Genomic DNA, 18,956 nt, shown 5'->3' with positions numbered 1-18,956 from the left:
CAGTTATAAAAATAGATTTTAATAATTCTCGTTTCTGTCCCCAACATATCGACATGGGAATTTGAAGTTTGCTATAATGATTAAAATAGTTGCATTATTTAGAAAAATTTAAAAATAATAATTACTGCAACTAGGACATATTGTTTACTAAGTGAACTTGTTCTTAATTTAGGGGGGAGGGTTTCACAATGGCAAGTGTATATGAAAATAGTTATATGATCGTTTTGATTTTCTTGCTATTAGGCATATTGCTTCCGGTAGTGGCTCTTACATTAGGAAGGATGCTGCGCCCGAGTAAACCAAGTGCAGCGAAAGCGACGACGTATGAGAGTGGGATTGAGCCTTTTCATGATGCAAATATTCGGTTTCATGCTCGTTACTATATTTTTGCTTTATTGTTTGTCATCTTTGATGTAGAAACTTTATTTTTATATCCATGGGCTGTTGCATATGACAAGCTCGGTTTATTTGCACTGATTGAAATGTTCATTTTTGTTGTAATGTTGCTAGTTGGGTTAGCGTATGCTTGGAAAAAGAAGGTGTTACAATGGTTATAAATTTTGAGGAATTACATCCAAATGAGCGAGCGGAATTAGAACGAAATATCTTTTTTTCTACATTGGAACAGTTGAAGGGATGGGCGCGAAGTAATTCTTTATGGCCAATGACATTTGGACTGGCATGTTGCGCAATTGAAATGATGGGAGTAGGTTCATCACATTATGATTTAGATCGATTTGGGTCATTTTTTCGGACTTCACCAAGGCAATCGGACGTTATGATTGTGTCGGGAACGGTAACGAAGAAGATGGCTCCTATTGTTCGGCGCTTATATGATCAAATGCCTGAACCGAAATGGGTTATTGCAATGGGATCTTGTGCGACAGCAGGGGGTCCGTATGTAAATTCATATGCTGTTGTAAAAGGTGTAGATCAAATTGTACCAGTTGACGTGTATATCCCTGGTTGCCCACCAAATCCCGCTGCTTTAATTTATGGCATTAATAAATTAAAAGAAAAAATTCGTTACGAGGCAAAGACGGGGAAGCAGGTGACGAATAAATGAGTGATCCAAACAAAGATTTAGAGGATTTGAAAAGAGAAGCGGCTAGGCGGGCGAAAGAAGAGGCGAGAAAGCGTCTCGTTGCGAAACATAATGCGGAAATAAGTAAACTTGAGGAAGAAAATCAAGAAAAAGAGAAAGCGCTATCAAAAAATGATGGTATGACTGTGGAAGAAGCGAAACACCGTGCTGCAGCAGCCGCAAAAGCGAAAGCGGCGGCGCTAGCAAAACAAAAAGGAGAAGGAACAGAAGAAGAAAAGGCCAAGGCGAAAGCAAAGGCAGCAGCGGCCGCAAAAGCAAAAGCGGCGGCGCTAGCAAAACAAAAAAGAGAAGGAATGGAAGAAGGAACAGAAGAAGAAAAGGCAAAAGCAAAGGCGAAGGCAGCAGCAGCCGCAAAAGCGAAAGCGGCGGCGTTAGCAAAACAAAAAAGAGAAGGAACAGAAGAAGTGACGGAAGAGGAAAGAGCCAAAGCAAAGGCGAAGGCGGCAGCAGCCGCAAAAGCGAAAGCGGCGGCGTTAGCAAAACAAAAAAGAGAAGGAATGGAAGAAGTAACAGAAGAAGAAAAGGCCAAGGCGAAAGCGAAGGCTGTGGCGGCCGCAAAGGCAAAAGCAGCGGCGCTAGCAAAGCAGAAAGCTTCGCAAGGTGATGGGGATTCGGGAGATGAAAAGGCGAAGGCAATTGCAGCAGCGAAGGCGAAAGCGGCAGCGGCTGCAAGGGCGAAGATGGAGGGTGCTGAAGGTAAGAAGGAAGAGGAAGCGAAGCAGGAAGAGCCATCCGTGAATCAACCGTATTTAAATCAGTATGTTGAAGTTATTAAGGGAAAAGTAGGAGAGGATGCTTTAGTAGATTGCTACATTAATAAACTTTCCAAAGATGTACCAACTCTTGTAGTGGAGCCCTCAAAATATTATGAAGTAATGGAGTTACTGCGATCCCATGAGGAACTTGCATTTGATTATATGTCAGAGTTACATGCGACGGATTTTGTGACACATATGGAAGTGTATGTTCATTTATTTTCATATGGAAAGAAACAGTCAGTAGCGGTGAAGGTGAAGCTGGATCGGGAAGCGCCGCAAGTAGAATCGGTGACAGCGCTTTGGAAAGGGGCGGACTGGCCAGAGCGGGAAGCGTATGATTTGCTCGGCATTGTATTTAAGGGACATCCGAATTTATCGCGTATTTTAATGCCCGATGATTGGATAGGTCATCCGCTTAGAAAAGATTATGAACCGTATGATGTGGAGGTGTAGCTAAATGATCCGTACGGAAGAAATGCTTTTGAATGTAGGTCCTCAGCATCCGAGTACACACGGTGTGTTCAGGCTTGTTATTAAAATTGACGGGGAAATTATTAAAGAAGCTACACCGGTTATTGGATATTTGCATCGCGGGACCGAAAAGATTGCAGAGAGTTTACAGTATACGCAAATTATCCCTTATACAGATCGGATGGACTATTTATCGGCTATGACGAATAATTACGTCATTTGCCACGCTGTAGAGACGATGATGGGGCTTGAAATCCCAGAGCGAGCTGAATACTTGCGAGTACTTGCAATGGAACTCGGAAGGATTGCGAGTCATCTCGTTTGGTGGGGGACAAATCTTCTCGATATAGGAGCGGTCAGCCCGTTTTTATACGCGTTCCGTGAGCGGGAGATGATTATTAATTTATTAAACGAGTTATGCGGTGCCCGGCTTACTTTTAACTATATGAGAGTCGGCGGTGTAAAGTGGGATGCGCCGGACGGTTGGATTGAAAAAGTGGAAGAATTTGTCCCGTATATGAGAGAACAATTGGCGGGTTACCATGATCTCGTTAGTGGCAATGAGATTTTCTTAAATCGTGTAAAAGGCGTTGGTATATATAGCGAAGAAGATGCGATTTCGTATTCTTTAAGCGGAGCGAATTTGCGGTGCACCGGAGTAAACTGGGATCTTCGCAAGGATGAACCGTACTCCATTTACGACCGTTTTGATTTCGATATTCCTGTTGGGAGCGTGGGGGATGCTTGGGATCGCTACGTTTGCCGCATGAAGGAAATTGAGGAGTCGTTAAAAATTGTCGAGCAAGCTGTCCAGCAGTTCCCGAAAGAAGGAGCAGTACTTGCGAAAGTACCGAAGATTATTAAGGCTCCTAAAGGGGAAGCATTCGTCCGTATAGAGTCGCCGCGAGGAGAGATTGGTTGCTATATTGCTAGTGACGGAAAGAAAGAGCCGTACCGTTTGAAGTTCCGCAGGCCGTCTTTTTACAATTTGCAAATTTTACCGAAGTTATTGAAAGGTGAAAACATCGCCAATTTAATTACGATTTTAGGTGGAGTTGATATTGTACTTGGGGAGGTTGATGGCTGATGATTGAAACGCTCTTACAATCACCTTCAAGCTGGACGAATTTCTTCATTTTTTTCGGGTTAGCGGTGCTGCTACTATTTGCGGTCCTTGGCTTTGTTACATATGGTATTTTGGCAGAGCGGAAAGTGATGGGTTTTATGCAGGGGCGGATTGGGCCAAACCAAGTCGGAGGCCGGTTCGGTTTACTGCAAACGGTAGCCGATGTTTTAAAACTATTATTGAAAGAAGATAGTATTCCGAAGGCGGCAGATAAACCGTTGTTTATATTAGCACCTGTCATTGCATTCGCACCAGCATTTATGGTTCTTGCAGTCATCCCGTTTACTGATAAATTTCAGTTCGCGGATATTGGCGTAGGTCTACTGTATTACATTGCTGTTTCTGGCATTACGACGATTGGGGTCATGACTGGAGGATGGGCATCGAATAATAAATATTCCCTTTTAGGAGGGATGCGTGCAGCGGCGCAAATGATTTCTTATGAAATTCCGCTCGTAATGAGTGTAATTGGCATCGTTTTGTTAGCGGGTAGCCTAAATTTAAATGAAATCGTAGCGGCGCAGGAGAATGTTTGGTACATTTTCGTGCAACCAATCGGTTTCGTCGTATTTTTAATCGCAGCGGTAGCGGAGTTAAATAGGACGCCGTTTGATTTACCAGAAGCTGAGTCGGAGCTTGTTTCTGGATATCATACGGAATACTCAGGGTTTCGCTGGGCGTTTTTCATGCTTTCAGAGTACGTATATTTCTTCGGGATGGCATCTTTAATTACTGTGCTCTTTTTAGGCGGATGGAATCCAGTTATGTTCCTTGGATTCATCCCAGGTGCCGTATGGTTTGCTTTAAAGTTTAGCAGTGTAGTCTTTCTATTAATTTGGTTCCGCGTTACGTTTCCGCGTATAAGAGGTGATCAGTTAATGGAGTTTGGCTGGAAAGTATTATTGCCAATTGCACTTGCAAATATTTTCTTAACGGCATTGATTAAGGAGTTATTCTTCTAATCTATGAGGGGGGTGCCAGTAAGAGATGAAAGGGCTATTTAAAGGATTAAAATATACATTAAGCAATTTGAGTAAAAAGAAAGTGACGTATGATTATCCGAATCAACCGTTGCCATTGCCAGATCGTTTTCGAGGGATTCAAAAGTTTTATCCAGAAAAGTGTATTGTTTGTAACCAGTGCTCCAATATTTGTCCGACAGACTGTATTCAGTTAACGGGGAAAAAACATCCGGATCCTACGAAAAAAGGAAAAATTATCGATACGTACGATATTAATTTTGAAATTTGTATTCTTTGTGATTTATGTACAGAAGTTTGTCCGACAGAGGCGATCGTTATGACAAATAACTTTGAACTCGCGGAATATTCACGGGATGACTTATTCAAAAATTTGCAGTGGCTTGATGAAAACGACGAAAACGTCAGGAAGGAGAATAAAGCATGAATGGCGAGTTTATAGCATTCTTTATACTATCCTTGTCTGCAATTATCGGCGGCGTTCTTATGTTGAATGTAACGAAAGTCATGCATATGATGCTAGCTCTCGTTCTGACATTTCTCAGCATTGCAGGTTTGTACTTTCTTTTATCAGCTGAATTTATCGGGGTTGCACAAATTTTACTTTACTCAGGTGCGATCACAATTATTATGATTTTTGGCATTATGTTAACGAAACATAACGCAGAAAATGAATCTCGTCTTACTCTTCGAAAATGGATTATCTTCTTTGCGGTTGTAGCATTTGGGGCAGTTATGTATTTCGCTGTTAACAATATTGATTTTGCAAATGAAAGCACACAAGGAAGTTTACCTCTCCATGAAAAAAACACACTTCAAATCGGTACACTTCTCTATTCAAAATATATTATTCCATTTGAGCTAACTTCAGTTATTTTACTTGTAGCACTTGTTGGCGCAATTATTCTTGCGAAGAAGGATGAGAAAGAGGAGGATTCCAATGAGTAGCGTTCCTGCTTCTGCATATTTAACGCTTGCGATTATTTTGTTTTGCATCGGTTTATTTGGAGCTTTAACGAAGCGCAATACAGTAATTGTATTAGTTTGTATTGAATTAATGCTGAACGCAGCCAATTTAAATTTAGTAGCGTTTAGTAAATTAGGTTTGTTCCCAAATTTAACAGGGCAAATTTTCTCTCTGTTTACGATGGCCGTAGCAGCAGCGGAGGCGGCGGTAGGACTCGCCATTTTAATTGCTTTATATCGTAATCGTACGACAGTTCATGTAGATGAAATGGATACGCTTAAAGGATAACATTGTGACCGAAAAGGGGGAAGGAAACAATGATCGATTATGCATGGCTCATACCGCTTTTCCCGCTTGTTTCGTTTTTGTTATTAATTATATTCGGGAAGAAAATTAGAGAAGGAAGCAGTGTACTTAGTATTTTCTTCGTCTTTCTCTCCTTTATATTTGCGGTACTTGTATTAATAGAACGGTTTTCGACAGTACCAGTGAAGCATAAGTGGGTATGGCTTAGAGCTGGAGATATTGATATATCATTTGGCTTTGAAGTGACGGCATTAGGGGCTTTAATGTTGTTTATCGTTACACTTGTGAGTTTACTTGTACACGTGTATTCGAAAGGTTATATGAAAGGTGAGGAAAGATTACCAACCTTTTATGCCTATTTAGGACTCTTTACATTTGCGATGCTCGGGCTTGTTATATCACCGAATTTATTACAGCTTTATATATTTTGGGAGTTAGTCGGCCTTGGTTCATTTTTACTCATCGGTTTTTATTTCTTTAAAGAAGAAGCGAAGGCTGCTGCGAAAAAGGCTTTTATTATGACACGTATTGGCGATGTCGGTTTATTTATTGGGATGATCTTAATTTTCTGGCATGCAGGTAGTTTTGAATATGACGCAATTTTTAGAGCGATTCATACGGGTGATTTGACTCCGACAATGATTACAATAACGGCGATATTAATTTTTATCGGGGCGATGGGGAAATCAGGTCAGTTCCCGCTTCATACGTGGTTACCAGATGCAATGGAAGGGCCGACGCCTGTTTCGGCACTTATTCATGCGGCGACGATGGTCGCAGCTGGCGTATATTTAGTGGCAACGATGTTTCCGCTATTTTCAGCAAGTGCGGTGGCGATGCAGACGGTAGCAATTGTTGGAGCTTTCACTGCAATCTTTGCAGCTTCCATCGGTCTTGTACAAACGGATATAAAGAGAGTGCTTGCTTATTCTACAGTTAGCCAGCTCGGGTATATGATGCTTGCACTAGGATCTGCCGGTTATGTAGCTGGTGTGTTCCATTTAACGACACACGCTTTTTTTAAAGCATTACTATTTTTGGCAGCAGGAAGTGTCATTCATGCAGTGCATACGCAAAACATTAATAAAATGGGCGGTTTACAGAAGAAGATGAAAGTAACGGGTGCCTTATTTTTAATCGGTACTCTTGCAATTAGTGGTGTGCCACTCCTTTCCGGCTTCTTTAGTAAAGATGAAATTTTAGCGGCAGCTTGGATGAACGGCAATTACGTTTTATTCGTCTTAGCGATACTTGCAGCATTCCTAACAGCGTTCTACATGTTCCGCCTATACTTTCTTGTCTTTACGGGGGAAGCGAAGACGAAGGAAGATGTGCATGAATCGCCCCGCATTATGACGTATCCGATGATTGTCCTTGGCGTTCTTGCAGTCGTGGCAGGCTATATAAATACACCGTGGTTTGGAACGTTTCTCGGAGATTGGCTTACGAAAGATGTAGCGTTTAAAGTGCGAGAGGGGCACGGGCCAGTTTGGATTATGATTGTTGCGACGCTCGTTTCTTTGACAGGGATTGCTCTTGCATATGTCATATATGGCAAGAAATCTATTTCTAGAGATTGGGCTGGTGGCGAGGACTCGCCTCTTTATAAACTTTTGAAAGAAAAATATTATGTGGATGAACTATACAATATGACGGTGCTCCCTATTACGAAAGGAATCGCTCATGTGCTTCGCCTATTTGAAGTGTATGTAGTCGAAGGAATTGCCGTTTTAATAGGGAGTTTAGTGAAAGGGATAAGTGGAATCGGGTCGAGACTCCAAAACGGAAATGTACAAGTGTACGGGACTGTAACAGCTGTTTCACTGGCAGTACTCTTCATTATTTTGCTCTATACGGGAGGGGATTTACGATGAATGATTTGTTATTAACGTTCTTCATTTTTTCCCCGCTTTTAGGAATTCTCTTACTTGCATTCACACCGAAAAAAGAATCGCGTACAGTGCGAGCGCTCGGTTTATTTGGAACGGCGCTTCCATTCGGAATGGCTATCGTCCTCGCTTGTACATATGCTTCTGGAAAGAGTTTGTCTCTATTTGATGAAAAAGTGAAATGGATTACATTTGGGGATTTAGCAGCGGTGGATAAAAGATGGTTTTCCATTTATTACGAGCTTGGTATTGATGGTTTATCGCTCGTTATGATGGTACTGACGGCCCTTCTAGCGATGCTTGCAGCAATTGCGGCATTTACTATTAAAAGAAACTTGAAAGCATTTTATATGCTGTTACTCATGTTAGAAATAGGGATGCTCGGTGTCTTCGCTGCTCAAAATTTAATGTTGTTCTTTATCTTCTTTGAAATTACATTGCCACCGATGTTTTTATTAATTGGGAAGTGGGGGAAATTGTCGAGTGAAAAGGCTGCTTATAGTTATTTAATATATAACGGTATTGGCTCCGCTATTTTGCTCATCGTTTTCTCGGTTTTATTTGCGAAAACAGGTACAACCAATATTACAGAGCTTAAAGAAATATTAACGAGTGTAGGTGCTGGCGGAGGAATGGCTGTCCCAAATAGCTTACAGTTCGGCTTGTTTCTTAGCATAATGATCGCTTTTGCGATTAAACTACCCGTTTTCCCGTTACATCGCTGGATGGTCAATGTACATATTGAAGCACATCCGGCTGTAGTTATGCTTCATGCAGGTGTTTTACTGAAGATTGGAGCATACGGTATAATCCGCTTCGGCCAGGGACTATTCCCGGAATACTTTCGCGAGTTTGCAACGCTCATTGCGATTTTAGGAGTCATCAATTTATTGTACGGAGCCTTCTTAGCGCTCATTCAAACGGACTTCCGGAAGGTGCTTGCTTACTCTAGTATTTCACATATGGGTATTGTATTAATGGGCCTTGGGGCGTTAAATGCACCAGGTACACAAGGCGCTCTATTCCAAGTTGTTTCGCACGGTTTAATTGCGGCCTTACTCTTTTTCTTACTTGGTGTTATAGAACAGCGTTTTGGAACGTCGGATATTACAGCGCTTGGCGGACTTGCAAAAAGTGTACCGGTACTTAGCGGATTCTTCTTAGCGGGAGGAATGGCATCGCTTGGATTGCCGGGGATGTCCGGATTTGTTAGCGAATTTCTTGCCTTTCTCGGTTTATTCCAAGGAGAGCCAGTCGTTGCAGTGGCCGGAGTACTTGGCATCATTTTAACCGCTGTATACGTATTAAGGGCAACACTGCAAGTAACATTTGGTAAGAAAGAGTGGGAAGCGAAAGCTGATATACACGGATGGGAGTATGTTCCTATATTGCTACTTATCTTCTGCATTATTGCAATTGGCGTAATGCCAGAAATACTAGGGGATCCGCTTCAAAATACGTTGAAAACATTGGGGGTGAAGTAGGATGGATATGAATACGTTACTTAGCTTATCGTGGCATCTCATGGTGCCAGAATTCATTATTCTCGGTGCTGCCATCCTTCTTTCCATATGTGATTTGTTTTTTAAGCTGAACCATAGATACGTAGGGCTTGGTGCCATCGCGGCGATCGTATTAGCAATCGTGTCACTAATTACGCTATATAGCGAACCAGCAGGAGATATTTTAAATGGATCATTTGTGTTAGATGGATTTTCAAAAGGATTTAAAACGTTGTTGTTAGGCGGGGCGGTCCTCATTTTATGCATCGCAATGAGCGATGATAAGAAAAATCCAATTGAAGATAAGGGAGAATATTATTACTTATTTTTAATGGCGCTTCTTGGGGCGATGTTTATGGCTTCTAGCGTCGATTTCATTACACTTTTCGTCGGTTTAGAATTGCTTTCACTTTCTTCCTACATTTTAGTAGGAATACGAAAAAAGAACCGTACATCAAATGAGGCAGCAATGAAATATGTCATTAATGGAGGAATTGGAACGGCAATTACGCTCTTTGGAATGAGTTATTTATACGGCATTACAGGATCAACTAATATCGTGGGTATGCAAAAGGTATTTGCTGGGGAACTGGCTGGTGGCATTCAGTTATTGCTAGCTCTTGCATTTCTATTATTACTCGTTGGGCTCTCATTCAAAATTGCGACAGTGCCGTTTCATATGTGGGCGCCTGATGTATATGAGGGAGCGGCTACACCTGTTACTGCTTTTCTTGGAACGATTTCTAAAATTGCGGGGTTCTTACTCATTATTCGTTTGTTCCTCATGGTTTTTGCAAGCGTATCGGTACAAGGAGACATGCAATCTTTATACGGACGTATGAGCATATACATCGCTGTGCTAGCTAGTATTACGATGATTATTGGAAATGTAGTCGCATTAAAGCAATATAACGTAAAACGTTTATTTGCTTATTCAGGAATCGCGCATGCAGGATATTTACTCGTACCGCTTGTAGCATTATCACCATTTACGATGGATAGCATGTGGTTTTACATGCTTGCGTATATGCTTATGAATATAGGTGCGTTTGCAATTATCCACGGCTTAATCTTACAAAGCGACAAAGAAAATATCACCATTTTTACCGGATTATATAAAAGGTCGCCATTTACAGCAATCGTGATGACGATTTTTATTTTATCGCTAGCGGGGATACCAGGAACAGCTGGTTTCATTGGGAAAATTAATATCTTTTTAGGGGCCCTTCATGTAGAGCCAGCTCATTACGTACTAGCTTCTATTATGATGGGGACGACAGTCATTTCATTCGTATATTATTTCCGTATTTTACAGCAAATGTTTTTCCGTACAGGAGAAGTAGAAGAGAAAATTCGTTTGCCACTCAATATAAAGGTTGTGATGAGCCTTTGCGCAATTTCGATTGTAATACTAGGGATTATGCCGATGATTGGGTACAATTTCTTTTATGAATATTTTCCATTAATGAAAGATTTCTTCTTCTTAGGGAACGTGGTACAATAGTGAAAATAAAAGGTGTGGAGTCGTTACTCTGCGCTTTTTATTTTGTGTGAACTACGATTGAAAATGCATATAAGTATACGCTTTTAAAAAGAAAATTACGATGTAAAATGTAAGATGCTTATTTGTATTTGAAAAAGTGTGGCTCCTACTTATTATGGTATCGTTTTTATATGATTTCGTAAGTAGTAGCTAGGTAAAAAGGAGTCGGTTTTTTGGCACATCTTTTAGGGCAACAAGCACTGATTGCTATCGTTTCGCATTTATTGTTTATTACCATTACGTGGTGGGCCTTACAAGGTATTCACATTGAGCGTTTAATGAAGCCTGGAAAGGTGATGCAGACGAGAGTATTACTTATCTTAATTACAATTGCAATTGGGACATCTGTAAGTAACTTTTTCCTTGATTATTTAGGCTATTCAAAGAGTTTAACGTATTTAGTAAAGTAAGTGTATAGAACCTCATATCTCCGTTAACAATGGGGATAGGAGGGGATGAAATTGAAGCTTAAAGCCATTCTTATTGTTGCATTAAGTGTTGTTTTATTTTTGGTTGGGTATAGAGAGATGAAACCAATGAGCGATGAACAGAAGATGGAGAACATGATCGCAGCTGTAGAGAAAAATGATGCTAAAGTAGAGAAATGGTCATGGTTAGCACGAGAAACAAAAACAATTTCTAATATACATACGTTTCAAAAGTTGTTAAACGATGTGAAGGATAAGGCGAATATTCAAAAGTGGGAATTAGAGCAATCTCCAGATGGATATAAAGCTACATCCTATAAAAAATTTTCTTCCTATGAAGAACGAGTAGTAGTAACTTGGAGTAAGGAAAATACTAAAGAAAACACTTTCATTATCTTTGAAGTAAGCGGGGCAAAATGGGACCCGAAGTATATTCAGAAAACGAATAAAATTTTTAGTGAAAAACCTATAATTTACACTTGTGTTCAAGGTGTACTGAATGATAAGATTGAAGGTGTTTTGCAAAATAAAACCAATCAGGTTTTGAAAGATCTTTCAGCAAGAGCGATCGAACAGATAGAAGAAAGAGCATTTGTGTCAGTCTCCGCATACAATAAAAAGTGGGATGACGCTCTTTCAACAAATAGAGAGAAAATAAATGTGCAAATAGCAATACGTTCTACAGACAACAAAGATACAATTGTGGTTGGCACACCGATCATAACTTCTGAGTATTGAGTGAATAGATACTGAAAAAAGGACACGGAGGGGAATAATTTGGAAAAGATCATCGTCCGTGGCGGAAAGCGGTTAAACGGCACAGTGCGTGTTGAGGGCGCAAAAAATGCTGTATTACCTATAATCGCTGCAGCCCTATTAGCGAGTGATGGAAAGAATGTACTATCTGAAGTACCAGTTTTGTCTGATGTATACACAATTAATGAGGTATTACGTCATTTAAATGCTGAAGTCGTATTTGAAAATAACCAAGTAACAATCGATGCTTCTAAAGAGCTAAACATTGAAGCACCATTTGAATATGTACGTAAAATGCGTGCATCTGTTCAAGTAATGGGACCTTTATTAGCACGTAACGGTCGTGCTCGTATTGCACTTCCTGGTGGATGTGCAATTGGTTCACGTCCAATTGACCAACATTTAAAAGGCTTCGAAGCAATGGGAGCAAAAGTACAGGTTGGTAACGGTTTTGTTGAGGCATACGTTGAGGGAGAACTAAAAGGAGCTAAAATTTATTTAGACTTCCCAAGCGTGGGCGCGACAGAAAACATTATGTCTGCAGCTACATTAGCAAAAGGGACAACAATCCTTGAAAACGCAGCGAAAGAACCAGAAATCGTTGACTTAGCTAACTTCTTAAATGCGATGGGAGCGAAAGTACGCGGAGCTGGAACTGGAACGATTCGTATCGAAGGCGTCGATAAATTATATGGTGCAAACCACTCTATTATTCCTGACCGTATTGAAGCGGGAACATTCATGGTTGCAGCGGCAATTACTGGTGGAGACATCTTAATTGAAAATGCTGTGCCTGAACATTTACGCTCAATTACAGCGAAGATGGAAGAAATGGGTGTTAAAATTATTGAGGAAAATGAAGGTGTACGTGTTATCGGCCCAGATAAGTTAAAAGCGGTTGATATTAAAACTATGCCTCACCCAGGTTTCCCAACAGACATGCAATCACAAATGATGGCATTATTACTACAAGCTGATGGAACAAGTATGATTACAGAAACGGTATTTGAAAACCGCTTTATGCACGTTGAAGAATTCCGTCGTATGAATGCTGATATTAAAATCGAAGGTCGTTCTGTTATTATGAACGGTCCAAACAGCTTACAAGGTGCTGAAGTAGCAGCAACTGATTTACGTGCTGCAGCTGCATTAATCTTAGCTGGTTTAGTATCAGAAGGTTACACTCGTGTAACTGAGTTAAAACATCTTGACCGTGGCTATGTAAACTTCCATAAGAAATTAGCTGCATTAGGTGCAACTATTGAACGTGTAAACGAAAAAGTAGAAGAAGTGAAAGAACAAGAAGTTTCTGATCTTCATGCTTAATTGAAATAGTCTCTATGTCTTTTGACATAGGGGCTATTTTTTTGGGCTTATTACTGTTATAGTCAAGAAATTCTATACTTATGCACGTACCAGTAAAAATATTTAGAAAATTTTTGTTTTATATGGATCCCCTTAAGTATGTTCTAAAAGAAAGAGTTGTTCCATAAGAATGAATGGAGTAAAGCTTTTTTTATCCCGCTTTAATGGGCAGTAAGACCCCCACCTCAAAATTCAGCAAAAGCAAAGAAGTTAGGTGGGGGATCAACTGCCCATAAAAGCCCGATTGGTTCAACTAATAATCAGTGGGGGATGAAGGAAACCCCCACTGATTAAAGTTTCACTTTATATTGGGGGAAATAAGATGAAATTTTCAAAGCCACTTTTTATTACAGTAGCGCTTCTCATAGCGCTCGTTATCATTGTACCTGCTGCTCTTGTGATTCCGTTTGCGAAAGCAAAAGTAGAGGGAAAAGCAGCTTCTAAAACTCCTCCAGCGATAGAAAGTATACCAGCTCCAGGAAAAGTGGATACAGCGGTTCAAGTTGCTGTATATCGCGAGAAACAAAAGAAGGTAGAGTCATTACCTATGGAGGAGTATGTGACCGGTGTAGTAGCTTCTGAGATGAATGCCAGTTTTGAAATAGAGGCGCTAAAGGCGCAGGCATTAGCAGCGAGAACATTTGTCGTGCAGCGTATGCTAAGCGGAGGTAAGAAAAACAATGCGGACGTGACAGATACGGTGAAAGATCAAGTGTACAAAAGCAAAGAAGAATTGAAAAAACAATGGGGCAATAACTACGAAAATAATTTGAAGAAAATCGAAGAAGCTGTTTCGAAAACCGCAGGACAAGTTTTAACGTATGACGGAAAGCCAATCTCAGCATCATTCTTCTCAACGAGTAATGGCCGGACAGAAAATGCAGCCGATTACTGGGGAAATGATTATCCGTACTTAAAGAGTGTAGATAGCCCGTGGGATCAAGCTTCTCCGAAATTTACGAGCGAGCAAACCTTTACCGTAGCTGATTTTCAAAAACGTCTCGGTGTGAAAGTGCTAGCAGACGGAAAAGTTGGTGATATTAAAGGGCGTACAGAAGGAAAACGTGTAAAAGAAGTAGCGTTTCAAGGGAAAACATTAACCGGAAGAGATGTACGTGACAAATTAGAGTTACGCTCTTCTGACTTCACGTGGAAACAAGATGGAGATAAAATCATTGTTACGACGAAAGGCTTCGGCCACGGCGTTGGTATGAGCCAATACGGCGCGAATGGCATGGCGGCGGAAGGTAAGAAATATACAGATATCGTCGCTCATTACTATAAAGGCGTTGAAATAAAGACGATGAACGATTATGAAGGTAAGTTGATGGTGAAGAAGTAGGTGTCAGGGTCTCCTGGCACCTGCTTTTTGTTTAAAATATCATAATTTTCCATTAATTGTTTGGTATAATAGGATAAAAAGTATTTGGGGGAGACAAAATGGCGTTACTGGAGTTGAAACAATTAGGTAAGACGAACCAGTTACCGGCAGTTGAACTGAAGGTTGAGAAGGGGCAATGTGTTGTTTTGCAATGTAATAACCATACAGCTAAAGTGTTACACCGTATTATTATTGGTGAGGAAGAAGCTTCAACTGGCAATGTGCTATTTGAGGGAGAGTCGATTGGAAAGAAAAACTATTCTCGCATCGGCTTTTGTTTTTTGAAAGATGAGGCATATGATCGTTTGAAGGTGAAGGAATACTTTAAGTTTTTAATAGGGCTCTATGAATCGAATATGAGTATAGAAGAAGTTGTACAATATGTCGGCCTTTTAGATAAATTAAACGTTAAAATAGAAAAACTATCATTTTCAGAGAAACGTCGTCTTCATATTGGGCGAGTTATGATTCATAATCCGGATTTAGTTATTTTGGAAGAACCAGAGCAAAATGTAGATACAGAGAGTACGATTGTGATTCGAAAAGCAATTATGAAAATGAAAGAGCAAGGAAAGGCGATTTTTATTACATCATCTTTCCTATCGGACGCTCTTTCGTTAACAGAAGATGTATACATATTAAACAATGATGGTGTGAAAAAAGTAGAAATTGAACAAGAGGAAGCAGAAGAGGTCGATGAAGAAAAAGTCGTTCAAATGATTCCGCAAATGAAGTTAGAAAGAATACCAGCGAAAGTAAACGATAAAATCATCTTATTAGACCCAATGGAAATCCATTTCATTGAAACGCAAAACGGAGTAACACATATTCACGTTCGTGAAGGGGATTTCGTATGCGCATTAACATTAAGTGAACTAGAAGCAAGATTAACAGGTTTTGGTTTCTTTAGATGTCATCGCTCGTATCTTGTAAATTTGCAAAGAGTACGAGAAGTGATTACGTGGACTCGTAATAGCTTTAGTTTAATTTTGGATGACGAAAGAAAAAGTTCAATCCCGCTTTCGAAAGGACGAATGGATGAGTTGAAAGGTGTAATTGGGCTATAAAAAGTGCTCCAATAAGCTCAAAATAAGATCCATTCATCGGTAAAAATACTCCTTTTACCGGTATTTTACTGCGTAAACCCTTTGATTTTCATATGATTGAGTCAAGAAAAGCGAAACAAACAAACGAAAAGCGCTAAAGCGACTTTCATCTATAAAAGAAAAAACAAAGGGGATGACGAGATGACATTGGCAATTGAAATGAAAGATGTAATGAAAAGCTTCAATGAAAAAACGGCACTTCGAAATGTAAATATTGAGGTGAAGCAAGGAGAGATTTTCGGATTCCTCGGACCGAGTGGCTCTGGGAAAACGACAACAGTAAAAATTTTAACTTCTCAATTACTTCATAGCGTTGGAACGGTAAAAGTATTAGGGAAAGATATTACAGGGCCAAGCAGCATCGATTATAAACGAATTGGTATTTTAACAGACAACAGCGGTTTATATGAGAGACTTAGCATTTATGATAATCTACTATTATTTTGTGACTTATACGATTGCAAAAAAGAACGAATCGATGAAGTACTAGCGCAAGTAAACTTATTAGATGATAAAAAAACATTAGTAAAGAAACTATCAAAGGGAATGAAGCAGCGCGTTACATTAGCTAGAGCAATCCTTCATAAACCAGATATCCTCTTCTTAGACGAACCAACATCTGCACTCGATCCAGTTAACGTACAAAACATTCATAAAGTCTTAAAAGATTTAAATAAAGAAGGAACGACGATTTTCTTAACGACTCACAATATGGAAGAAGCAGAGACGCTTTGTAACCGCATCGCCTTTCTATGTGGCGGAGAAATTGTAGCGCTTGATACACCGGAGAACCTTCGCTTACAATACGCGAAAGATCAAATACAAGTCGTATTAAAAGATAAGCAAAAAGAAGTGGTGCAAAAAGATGAATTAGGTGCAAAACGTATTTCAGAATGGATGAAAAAAGGTGAATTACTATCCATTCATTCACACGAACCAACGCTAGGCGATATCTTTATTGAAGTTACTGGGAGGGGATTATAATGACATTTTCAATGAGAAGATTTTCAGCTATTTTTCGGAAAGAGGTACAGGATATTAAAGCAAATGCATCTGTACTCGTAATGGCGGCACTGCCACTCGTATTTTCTTTTGTTTATCAACAGATGGATGGACCGAAAGAGCAAATCGCTAATATGGTAACTTTAATGGCTTTAACAATGGTAGGAAGCTTTGTTCAAGCAGCTTTAATTGCGGAGGAAAAAGAAAAACAAACGCTACGTGTAATGATGTTATCTCCAGCATCAACATTAGAAGTATTGCTAGGAAAAAGCGCATTAACAGCTCTTATTACATTCGTAATTTGTATTAGTAACTTTGCGATTTTAGGTGTAATAAAGGGGAATATGGTTTTAATTGCTCTATTTTTACTTGTTAGTATATTTTTCTTCCTTATGTTAGGTACGGGGATTGGATTAATAGCTAAAACAACGGCGTCAACATCAGTAGTAGGTATGCCGATTCTATTTGTTTTTTTTCTAGCTCCAATGTTAGGCGGATTTATTAAAAGTGAGTTTGTAAAAAAGGCAATCGATTTCCTTCCAACGAAGCATCTTGCGGACGCAATGCCGAAATTGCTGGCTGGAAAAGGATTTTCGACTGTTAGTGGTGATTTAATCAATATTATAATTTGGTGTGTGCTTTCCATTATTCTTTGTATTGTAGTTTACAAAAAGAAACAAATGGACTAAAAACTGAGCCAAAACGCTCAGTTTTTTCTTTTTTCTATCATTTCCTCGGAAATTTTACAATTCTTATACATATTTTTACATATTTTGTCGAAAAGTAATTAGTTATAGGTTGTATAGGATGCGTGAATATTGTTCAAAATGATTGCTGAGGTGATGATGGAATGCGAGGAAGAAATAATAAAAAGTCGCAAAAGGTAGTACATTTATTTCAAAAAAGATGGGTATTTCCGGCACTATACATTGCTTGTGCAGCGGTAATTTTAATGGTTGCGCTATGGTTCCAAGGAGCTAATCCGAAGAAGACTCCGAACCAAGATCAAGCAACGCCGTATACACAAACGGAAGATCCAGCAGTACCAGTAACGAAGTCTTCAGAAGTAGTGAAAATGCCAGCTCCTGCTAATGCGGAAGTAGTTGTACAGAAGAAGTTCTATGAAGATGCAGCAACTGAGGCGGAACAAGAAAAAGCACTTGTCTTTTATAACAACACATATTCCCCGAACAAAGGAATTGACATTGCTGCGAAGAATGGAAAAGAATTCAATGTTACAGCTGCTTTAAGTGGTACAGTAACGAAAGCTGAAAAAGATTCACTTCTTGGTTATGTTGTAACAGTTGATAGCGGAAATGGTGTAGCAGCTTCTTATCAAAGCTTAGGCAGTGTGAAAGTAGAAAAAGGTGCACGAGTTGTACAAGGTGAAGTATTAGGAAAATCCGGTCTAAGTGCAATGAATAAAGAAGCAGGTTCTCACGTTCACTTTGAAGTACGTAAAGACAATGTGGCTGTGAACCCTGAGCGCTACTTAAATAAGTCAGTAGCAGAAATTAAAGCTGATGCAGGTGCTGCAAAGGCAACGAACGCTTCTGGTAAAAAAGCTGATGACAAATCTCAAAAAGAAGAAAAGTCAACGAGCACGAAACCAGAAAGTAAAACAGAAGACAAGTCTCAAAAAGAAGAGAAATCAACTAGCGGTTCAACTAGTGACAAAAAAGAAGAACCGAAGAAAGAAGAAAAATCAACAAATGGTTCTACAGAATCATCTAACAGTTCTTCTTCACAAGAATAAGAAAGTGAAAAAATCAGTTCTCAATAGAGAGCTGATTTTTTTATTTCCATATAAAAATACTCAATTTCGAGAAAAAAGTTGCAATAACAAGGAAAAATGACGAGATTCACGAATATATATTACAAAAAGGAGGGGATACTGTGTCATTTTTGTTTGTTCTGTCGACTGCTATTATTTTATTGTTTGTTTTATTTACTTTATATTATTACATTGCCGGTAAGAAAGAGGTTCCCCACCATCAATTGTTAGAAGAAGAGTTAGAACGAGAAGAATGACGCCTTGTATACAAGGTGTCATTTTTTTCGCCAAAATAGTCACTGTTAACGTATTTCTCACAAAAAAATGTAATTTTTCTTAACTTAGTCCGCAAAAATAGTGAACATGTAGCATATATCAGTAGTGCGGGCAATACAATGGTATAAACCAAAGCAAAGAGAGTGTTTGAGGTGAGAAATCGTGAATCATTTCATTATAAATCCAAGAATGTTTAACGCTTACAAACAGCACTCACACTT

At 39.5% G+C, this 18,956-nt stretch carries 20 protein-coding genes; all 20 read left to right on the top strand.

What is annotated here, in order from left to right; all coding sequences use genetic code 11:
- The first annotated feature begins 188 nt into the window (after window positions 1-188).
- The 20 genes from nuoA (at window position 189) to PDK19_RS08735 (ending at window position 18,716) form a co-directional block, all read left to right on the top strand.
- Complete coding sequence (gene nuoA / locus PDK19_RS08830) at window positions 189-557, top strand: NADH-quinone oxidoreductase subunit NuoA (protein WP_000179276.1); 369 nt, start codon at window positions 189-191, stop codon at window positions 555-557.
- The gene (gene nuoB, locus PDK19_RS08825; RefSeq protein ID WP_000236331.1) at window positions 548-1,066 is read left to right on the top strand and encodes an NADH-quinone oxidoreductase subunit NuoB; all 519 of its coding nucleotides are present in this window, start codon (window positions 548-550) and stop codon (window positions 1,064-1,066) included. The genes nuoA and nuoB overlap by 10 nt, the downstream gene beginning before the upstream one ends.
- Complete coding sequence (locus PDK19_RS08820; RefSeq protein ID WP_270706997.1) at window positions 1,063-2,316, top strand: NADH-quinone oxidoreductase subunit C; 1,254 nt, start codon at window positions 1,063-1,065, stop codon at window positions 2,314-2,316. Before nuoB ends, PDK19_RS08820 begins: the two co-directional genes overlap by 4 nt.
- A gap of 4 nt (window positions 2,317-2,320) precedes the next feature.
- Window positions 2,321-3,421, top strand: coding sequence for an NADH-quinone oxidoreductase subunit NuoD (nuoD, locus tag PDK19_RS08815; protein WP_000621448.1), 1,101 nt, complete (start codon window positions 2,321-2,323; stop codon window positions 3,419-3,421).
- A complete protein-coding gene (nuoH, locus tag PDK19_RS08810) occupies window positions 3,421-4,422 on the top strand; it encodes an NADH-quinone oxidoreductase subunit NuoH (protein ID WP_000573423.1) in 1,002 nt (333 codons plus the stop codon). The genes nuoD and nuoH overlap by 1 nt, the downstream gene beginning before the upstream one ends.
- Before the next feature lie 25 nt (window positions 4,423-4,447).
- On the top strand, window positions 4,448-4,867 hold the full coding sequence (nuoI, locus tag PDK19_RS08805; RefSeq protein WP_000677191.1) for an NADH-quinone oxidoreductase subunit NuoI: 420 nt from the start codon (window positions 4,448-4,450) through the stop codon (window positions 4,865-4,867).
- On the top strand, window positions 4,864-5,388 hold the full coding sequence (locus tag PDK19_RS08800) for an NADH-quinone oxidoreductase subunit J (RefSeq protein ID WP_001012806.1): 525 nt from the start codon (window positions 4,864-4,866) through the stop codon (window positions 5,386-5,388). Before nuoI ends, PDK19_RS08800 begins: the two co-directional genes overlap by 4 nt.
- Window positions 5,381-5,695 (top strand): NADH-quinone oxidoreductase subunit NuoK, encoded by a 315-nt coding sequence (gene nuoK, locus PDK19_RS08795; protein ID WP_000100078.1) that lies wholly within the window; start codon window positions 5,381-5,383, stop codon window positions 5,693-5,695. Before PDK19_RS08800 ends, nuoK begins: the two co-directional genes overlap by 8 nt.
- Window positions 5,696-5,724: 29 nt before the next feature.
- Window positions 5,725-7,587, top strand: a complete 1,863-nt coding sequence (nuoL, locus tag PDK19_RS08790; protein WP_049111805.1) for an NADH-quinone oxidoreductase subunit L — start codon at window positions 5,725-5,727, stop codon at window positions 7,585-7,587.
- Window positions 7,584-9,086, top strand: a complete 1,503-nt coding sequence (locus PDK19_RS08785; protein WP_000998900.1) for an NADH-quinone oxidoreductase subunit M — start codon at window positions 7,584-7,586, stop codon at window positions 9,084-9,086. The genes nuoL and PDK19_RS08785 overlap by 4 nt, the downstream gene beginning before the upstream one ends.
- Window positions 9,087-9,093: 7 nt before the next feature.
- Window positions 9,094-10,608 (top strand): NADH-quinone oxidoreductase subunit NuoN, encoded by a 1,515-nt coding sequence (gene nuoN / locus PDK19_RS08780; protein WP_333563851.1) that lies wholly within the window; start codon window positions 9,094-9,096, stop codon window positions 10,606-10,608.
- A 212-nt stretch (window positions 10,609-10,820) separates the two neighbouring features.
- Window positions 10,821-11,057, top strand: coding sequence for a DUF1146 family protein (locus PDK19_RS08775; protein ID WP_000940742.1), 237 nt, complete (start codon window positions 10,821-10,823; stop codon window positions 11,055-11,057).
- 51 nt (window positions 11,058-11,108) lie between these two features.
- On the top strand, window positions 11,109-11,813 hold the full coding sequence (locus PDK19_RS08770) for a YwmB family TATA-box binding protein (protein WP_000767919.1): 705 nt from the start codon (window positions 11,109-11,111) through the stop codon (window positions 11,811-11,813).
- 39 nt (window positions 11,814-11,852) lie between these two features.
- Complete coding sequence (gene murA / locus PDK19_RS08765) at window positions 11,853-13,157, top strand: UDP-N-acetylglucosamine 1-carboxyvinyltransferase (protein ID WP_000411263.1); 1,305 nt, start codon at window positions 11,853-11,855, stop codon at window positions 13,155-13,157.
- A gap of 361 nt (window positions 13,158-13,518) precedes the next feature.
- Window positions 13,519-14,538 (top strand): stage II sporulation protein D, encoded by a 1,020-nt coding sequence (gene spoIID, locus PDK19_RS08760; RefSeq protein WP_000672638.1) that lies wholly within the window; start codon window positions 13,519-13,521, stop codon window positions 14,536-14,538.
- 98 nt (window positions 14,539-14,636) lie between these two features.
- A complete protein-coding gene (locus PDK19_RS08755) occupies window positions 14,637-15,644 on the top strand; it encodes a LytTR family transcriptional regulator DNA-binding domain-containing protein (protein ID WP_001185955.1) in 1,008 nt (335 codons plus the stop codon).
- A gap of 180 nt (window positions 15,645-15,824) precedes the next feature.
- Window positions 15,825-16,667 carry an ABC transporter ATP-binding protein gene (locus PDK19_RS08750; RefSeq protein ID WP_000170842.1) on the top strand — a complete coding sequence of 281 codons (843 nt, stop codon included), beginning with the start codon at window positions 15,825-15,827 and terminating at the stop codon, window positions 16,665-16,667.
- On the top strand, window positions 16,667-17,374 hold the full coding sequence (locus PDK19_RS08745) for an ABC transporter permease (protein WP_000144429.1): 708 nt from the start codon (window positions 16,667-16,669) through the stop codon (window positions 17,372-17,374). Before PDK19_RS08750 ends, PDK19_RS08745 begins: the two co-directional genes overlap by 1 nt.
- Before the next feature lie 161 nt (window positions 17,375-17,535).
- On the top strand, window positions 17,536-18,441 hold the full coding sequence (locus PDK19_RS08740; RefSeq protein ID WP_001214941.1) for a M23 family metallopeptidase: 906 nt from the start codon (window positions 17,536-17,538) through the stop codon (window positions 18,439-18,441).
- Window positions 18,442-18,581: 140 nt separating this feature from the next.
- Complete coding sequence (locus PDK19_RS08735; RefSeq protein ID WP_000008903.1) at window positions 18,582-18,716, top strand: hypothetical protein; 135 nt, start codon at window positions 18,582-18,584, stop codon at window positions 18,714-18,716.
- Window positions 18,717-18,956: the final 240 nt, after the last annotated feature.

This window comes from Bacillus cereus group sp. BcHK124, from assembly GCF_027712065.1.
Lineage (GTDB): Bacteria > Bacillota > Bacilli > Bacillales > Bacillaceae_G > Bacillus_A > Bacillus_A pacificus.
This window is presented reverse-complemented; position numbering and strand designations above follow the sequence as displayed.

Coding starts and splice junctions, on each gene's coding strand:
- nuoA (WP_000179276.1), top strand. CDS start 189: ATGGCAAGTGTATATGAAAATAGTTATATGATCGTTTTGATTTTCTTG.
- nuoB (WP_000236331.1), top strand. CDS start 548: ATGGTTATAAATTTTGAGGAATTACATCCAAATGAGCGAGCGGAATTA.
- PDK19_RS08820 (WP_270706997.1), top strand. CDS start 1,063: ATGAGTGATCCAAACAAAGATTTAGAGGATTTGAAAAGAGAAGCGGCT.
- nuoD (WP_000621448.1), top strand. CDS start 2,321: ATGATCCGTACGGAAGAAATGCTTTTGAATGTAGGTCCTCAGCATCCG.
- nuoH (WP_000573423.1), top strand. CDS start 3,421: ATGATTGAAACGCTCTTACAATCACCTTCAAGCTGGACGAATTTCTTC.
- nuoI (WP_000677191.1), top strand. CDS start 4,448: ATGAAAGGGCTATTTAAAGGATTAAAATATACATTAAGCAATTTGAGT.
- PDK19_RS08800 (WP_001012806.1), top strand. CDS start 4,864: ATGAATGGCGAGTTTATAGCATTCTTTATACTATCCTTGTCTGCAATT.
- nuoK (WP_000100078.1), top strand. CDS start 5,381: ATGAGTAGCGTTCCTGCTTCTGCATATTTAACGCTTGCGATTATTTTG.
- nuoL (WP_049111805.1), top strand. CDS start 5,725: ATGATCGATTATGCATGGCTCATACCGCTTTTCCCGCTTGTTTCGTTT.
- PDK19_RS08785 (WP_000998900.1), top strand. CDS start 7,584: ATGAATGATTTGTTATTAACGTTCTTCATTTTTTCCCCGCTTTTAGGA.
- nuoN (WP_333563851.1), top strand. CDS start 9,094: ATGAATACGTTACTTAGCTTATCGTGGCATCTCATGGTGCCAGAATTC.
- spoIID (WP_000672638.1), top strand. CDS start 13,519: ATGAAATTTTCAAAGCCACTTTTTATTACAGTAGCGCTTCTCATAGCG.
- PDK19_RS08755 (WP_001185955.1), top strand. CDS start 14,637: ATGGCGTTACTGGAGTTGAAACAATTAGGTAAGACGAACCAGTTACCG.
- PDK19_RS08750 (WP_000170842.1), top strand. CDS start 15,825: ATGACATTGGCAATTGAAATGAAAGATGTAATGAAAAGCTTCAATGAA.
- PDK19_RS08745 (WP_000144429.1), top strand. CDS start 16,667: ATGACATTTTCAATGAGAAGATTTTCAGCTATTTTTCGGAAAGAGGTA.
- PDK19_RS08740 (WP_001214941.1), top strand. CDS start 17,536: ATGCGAGGAAGAAATAATAAAAAGTCGCAAAAGGTAGTACATTTATTT.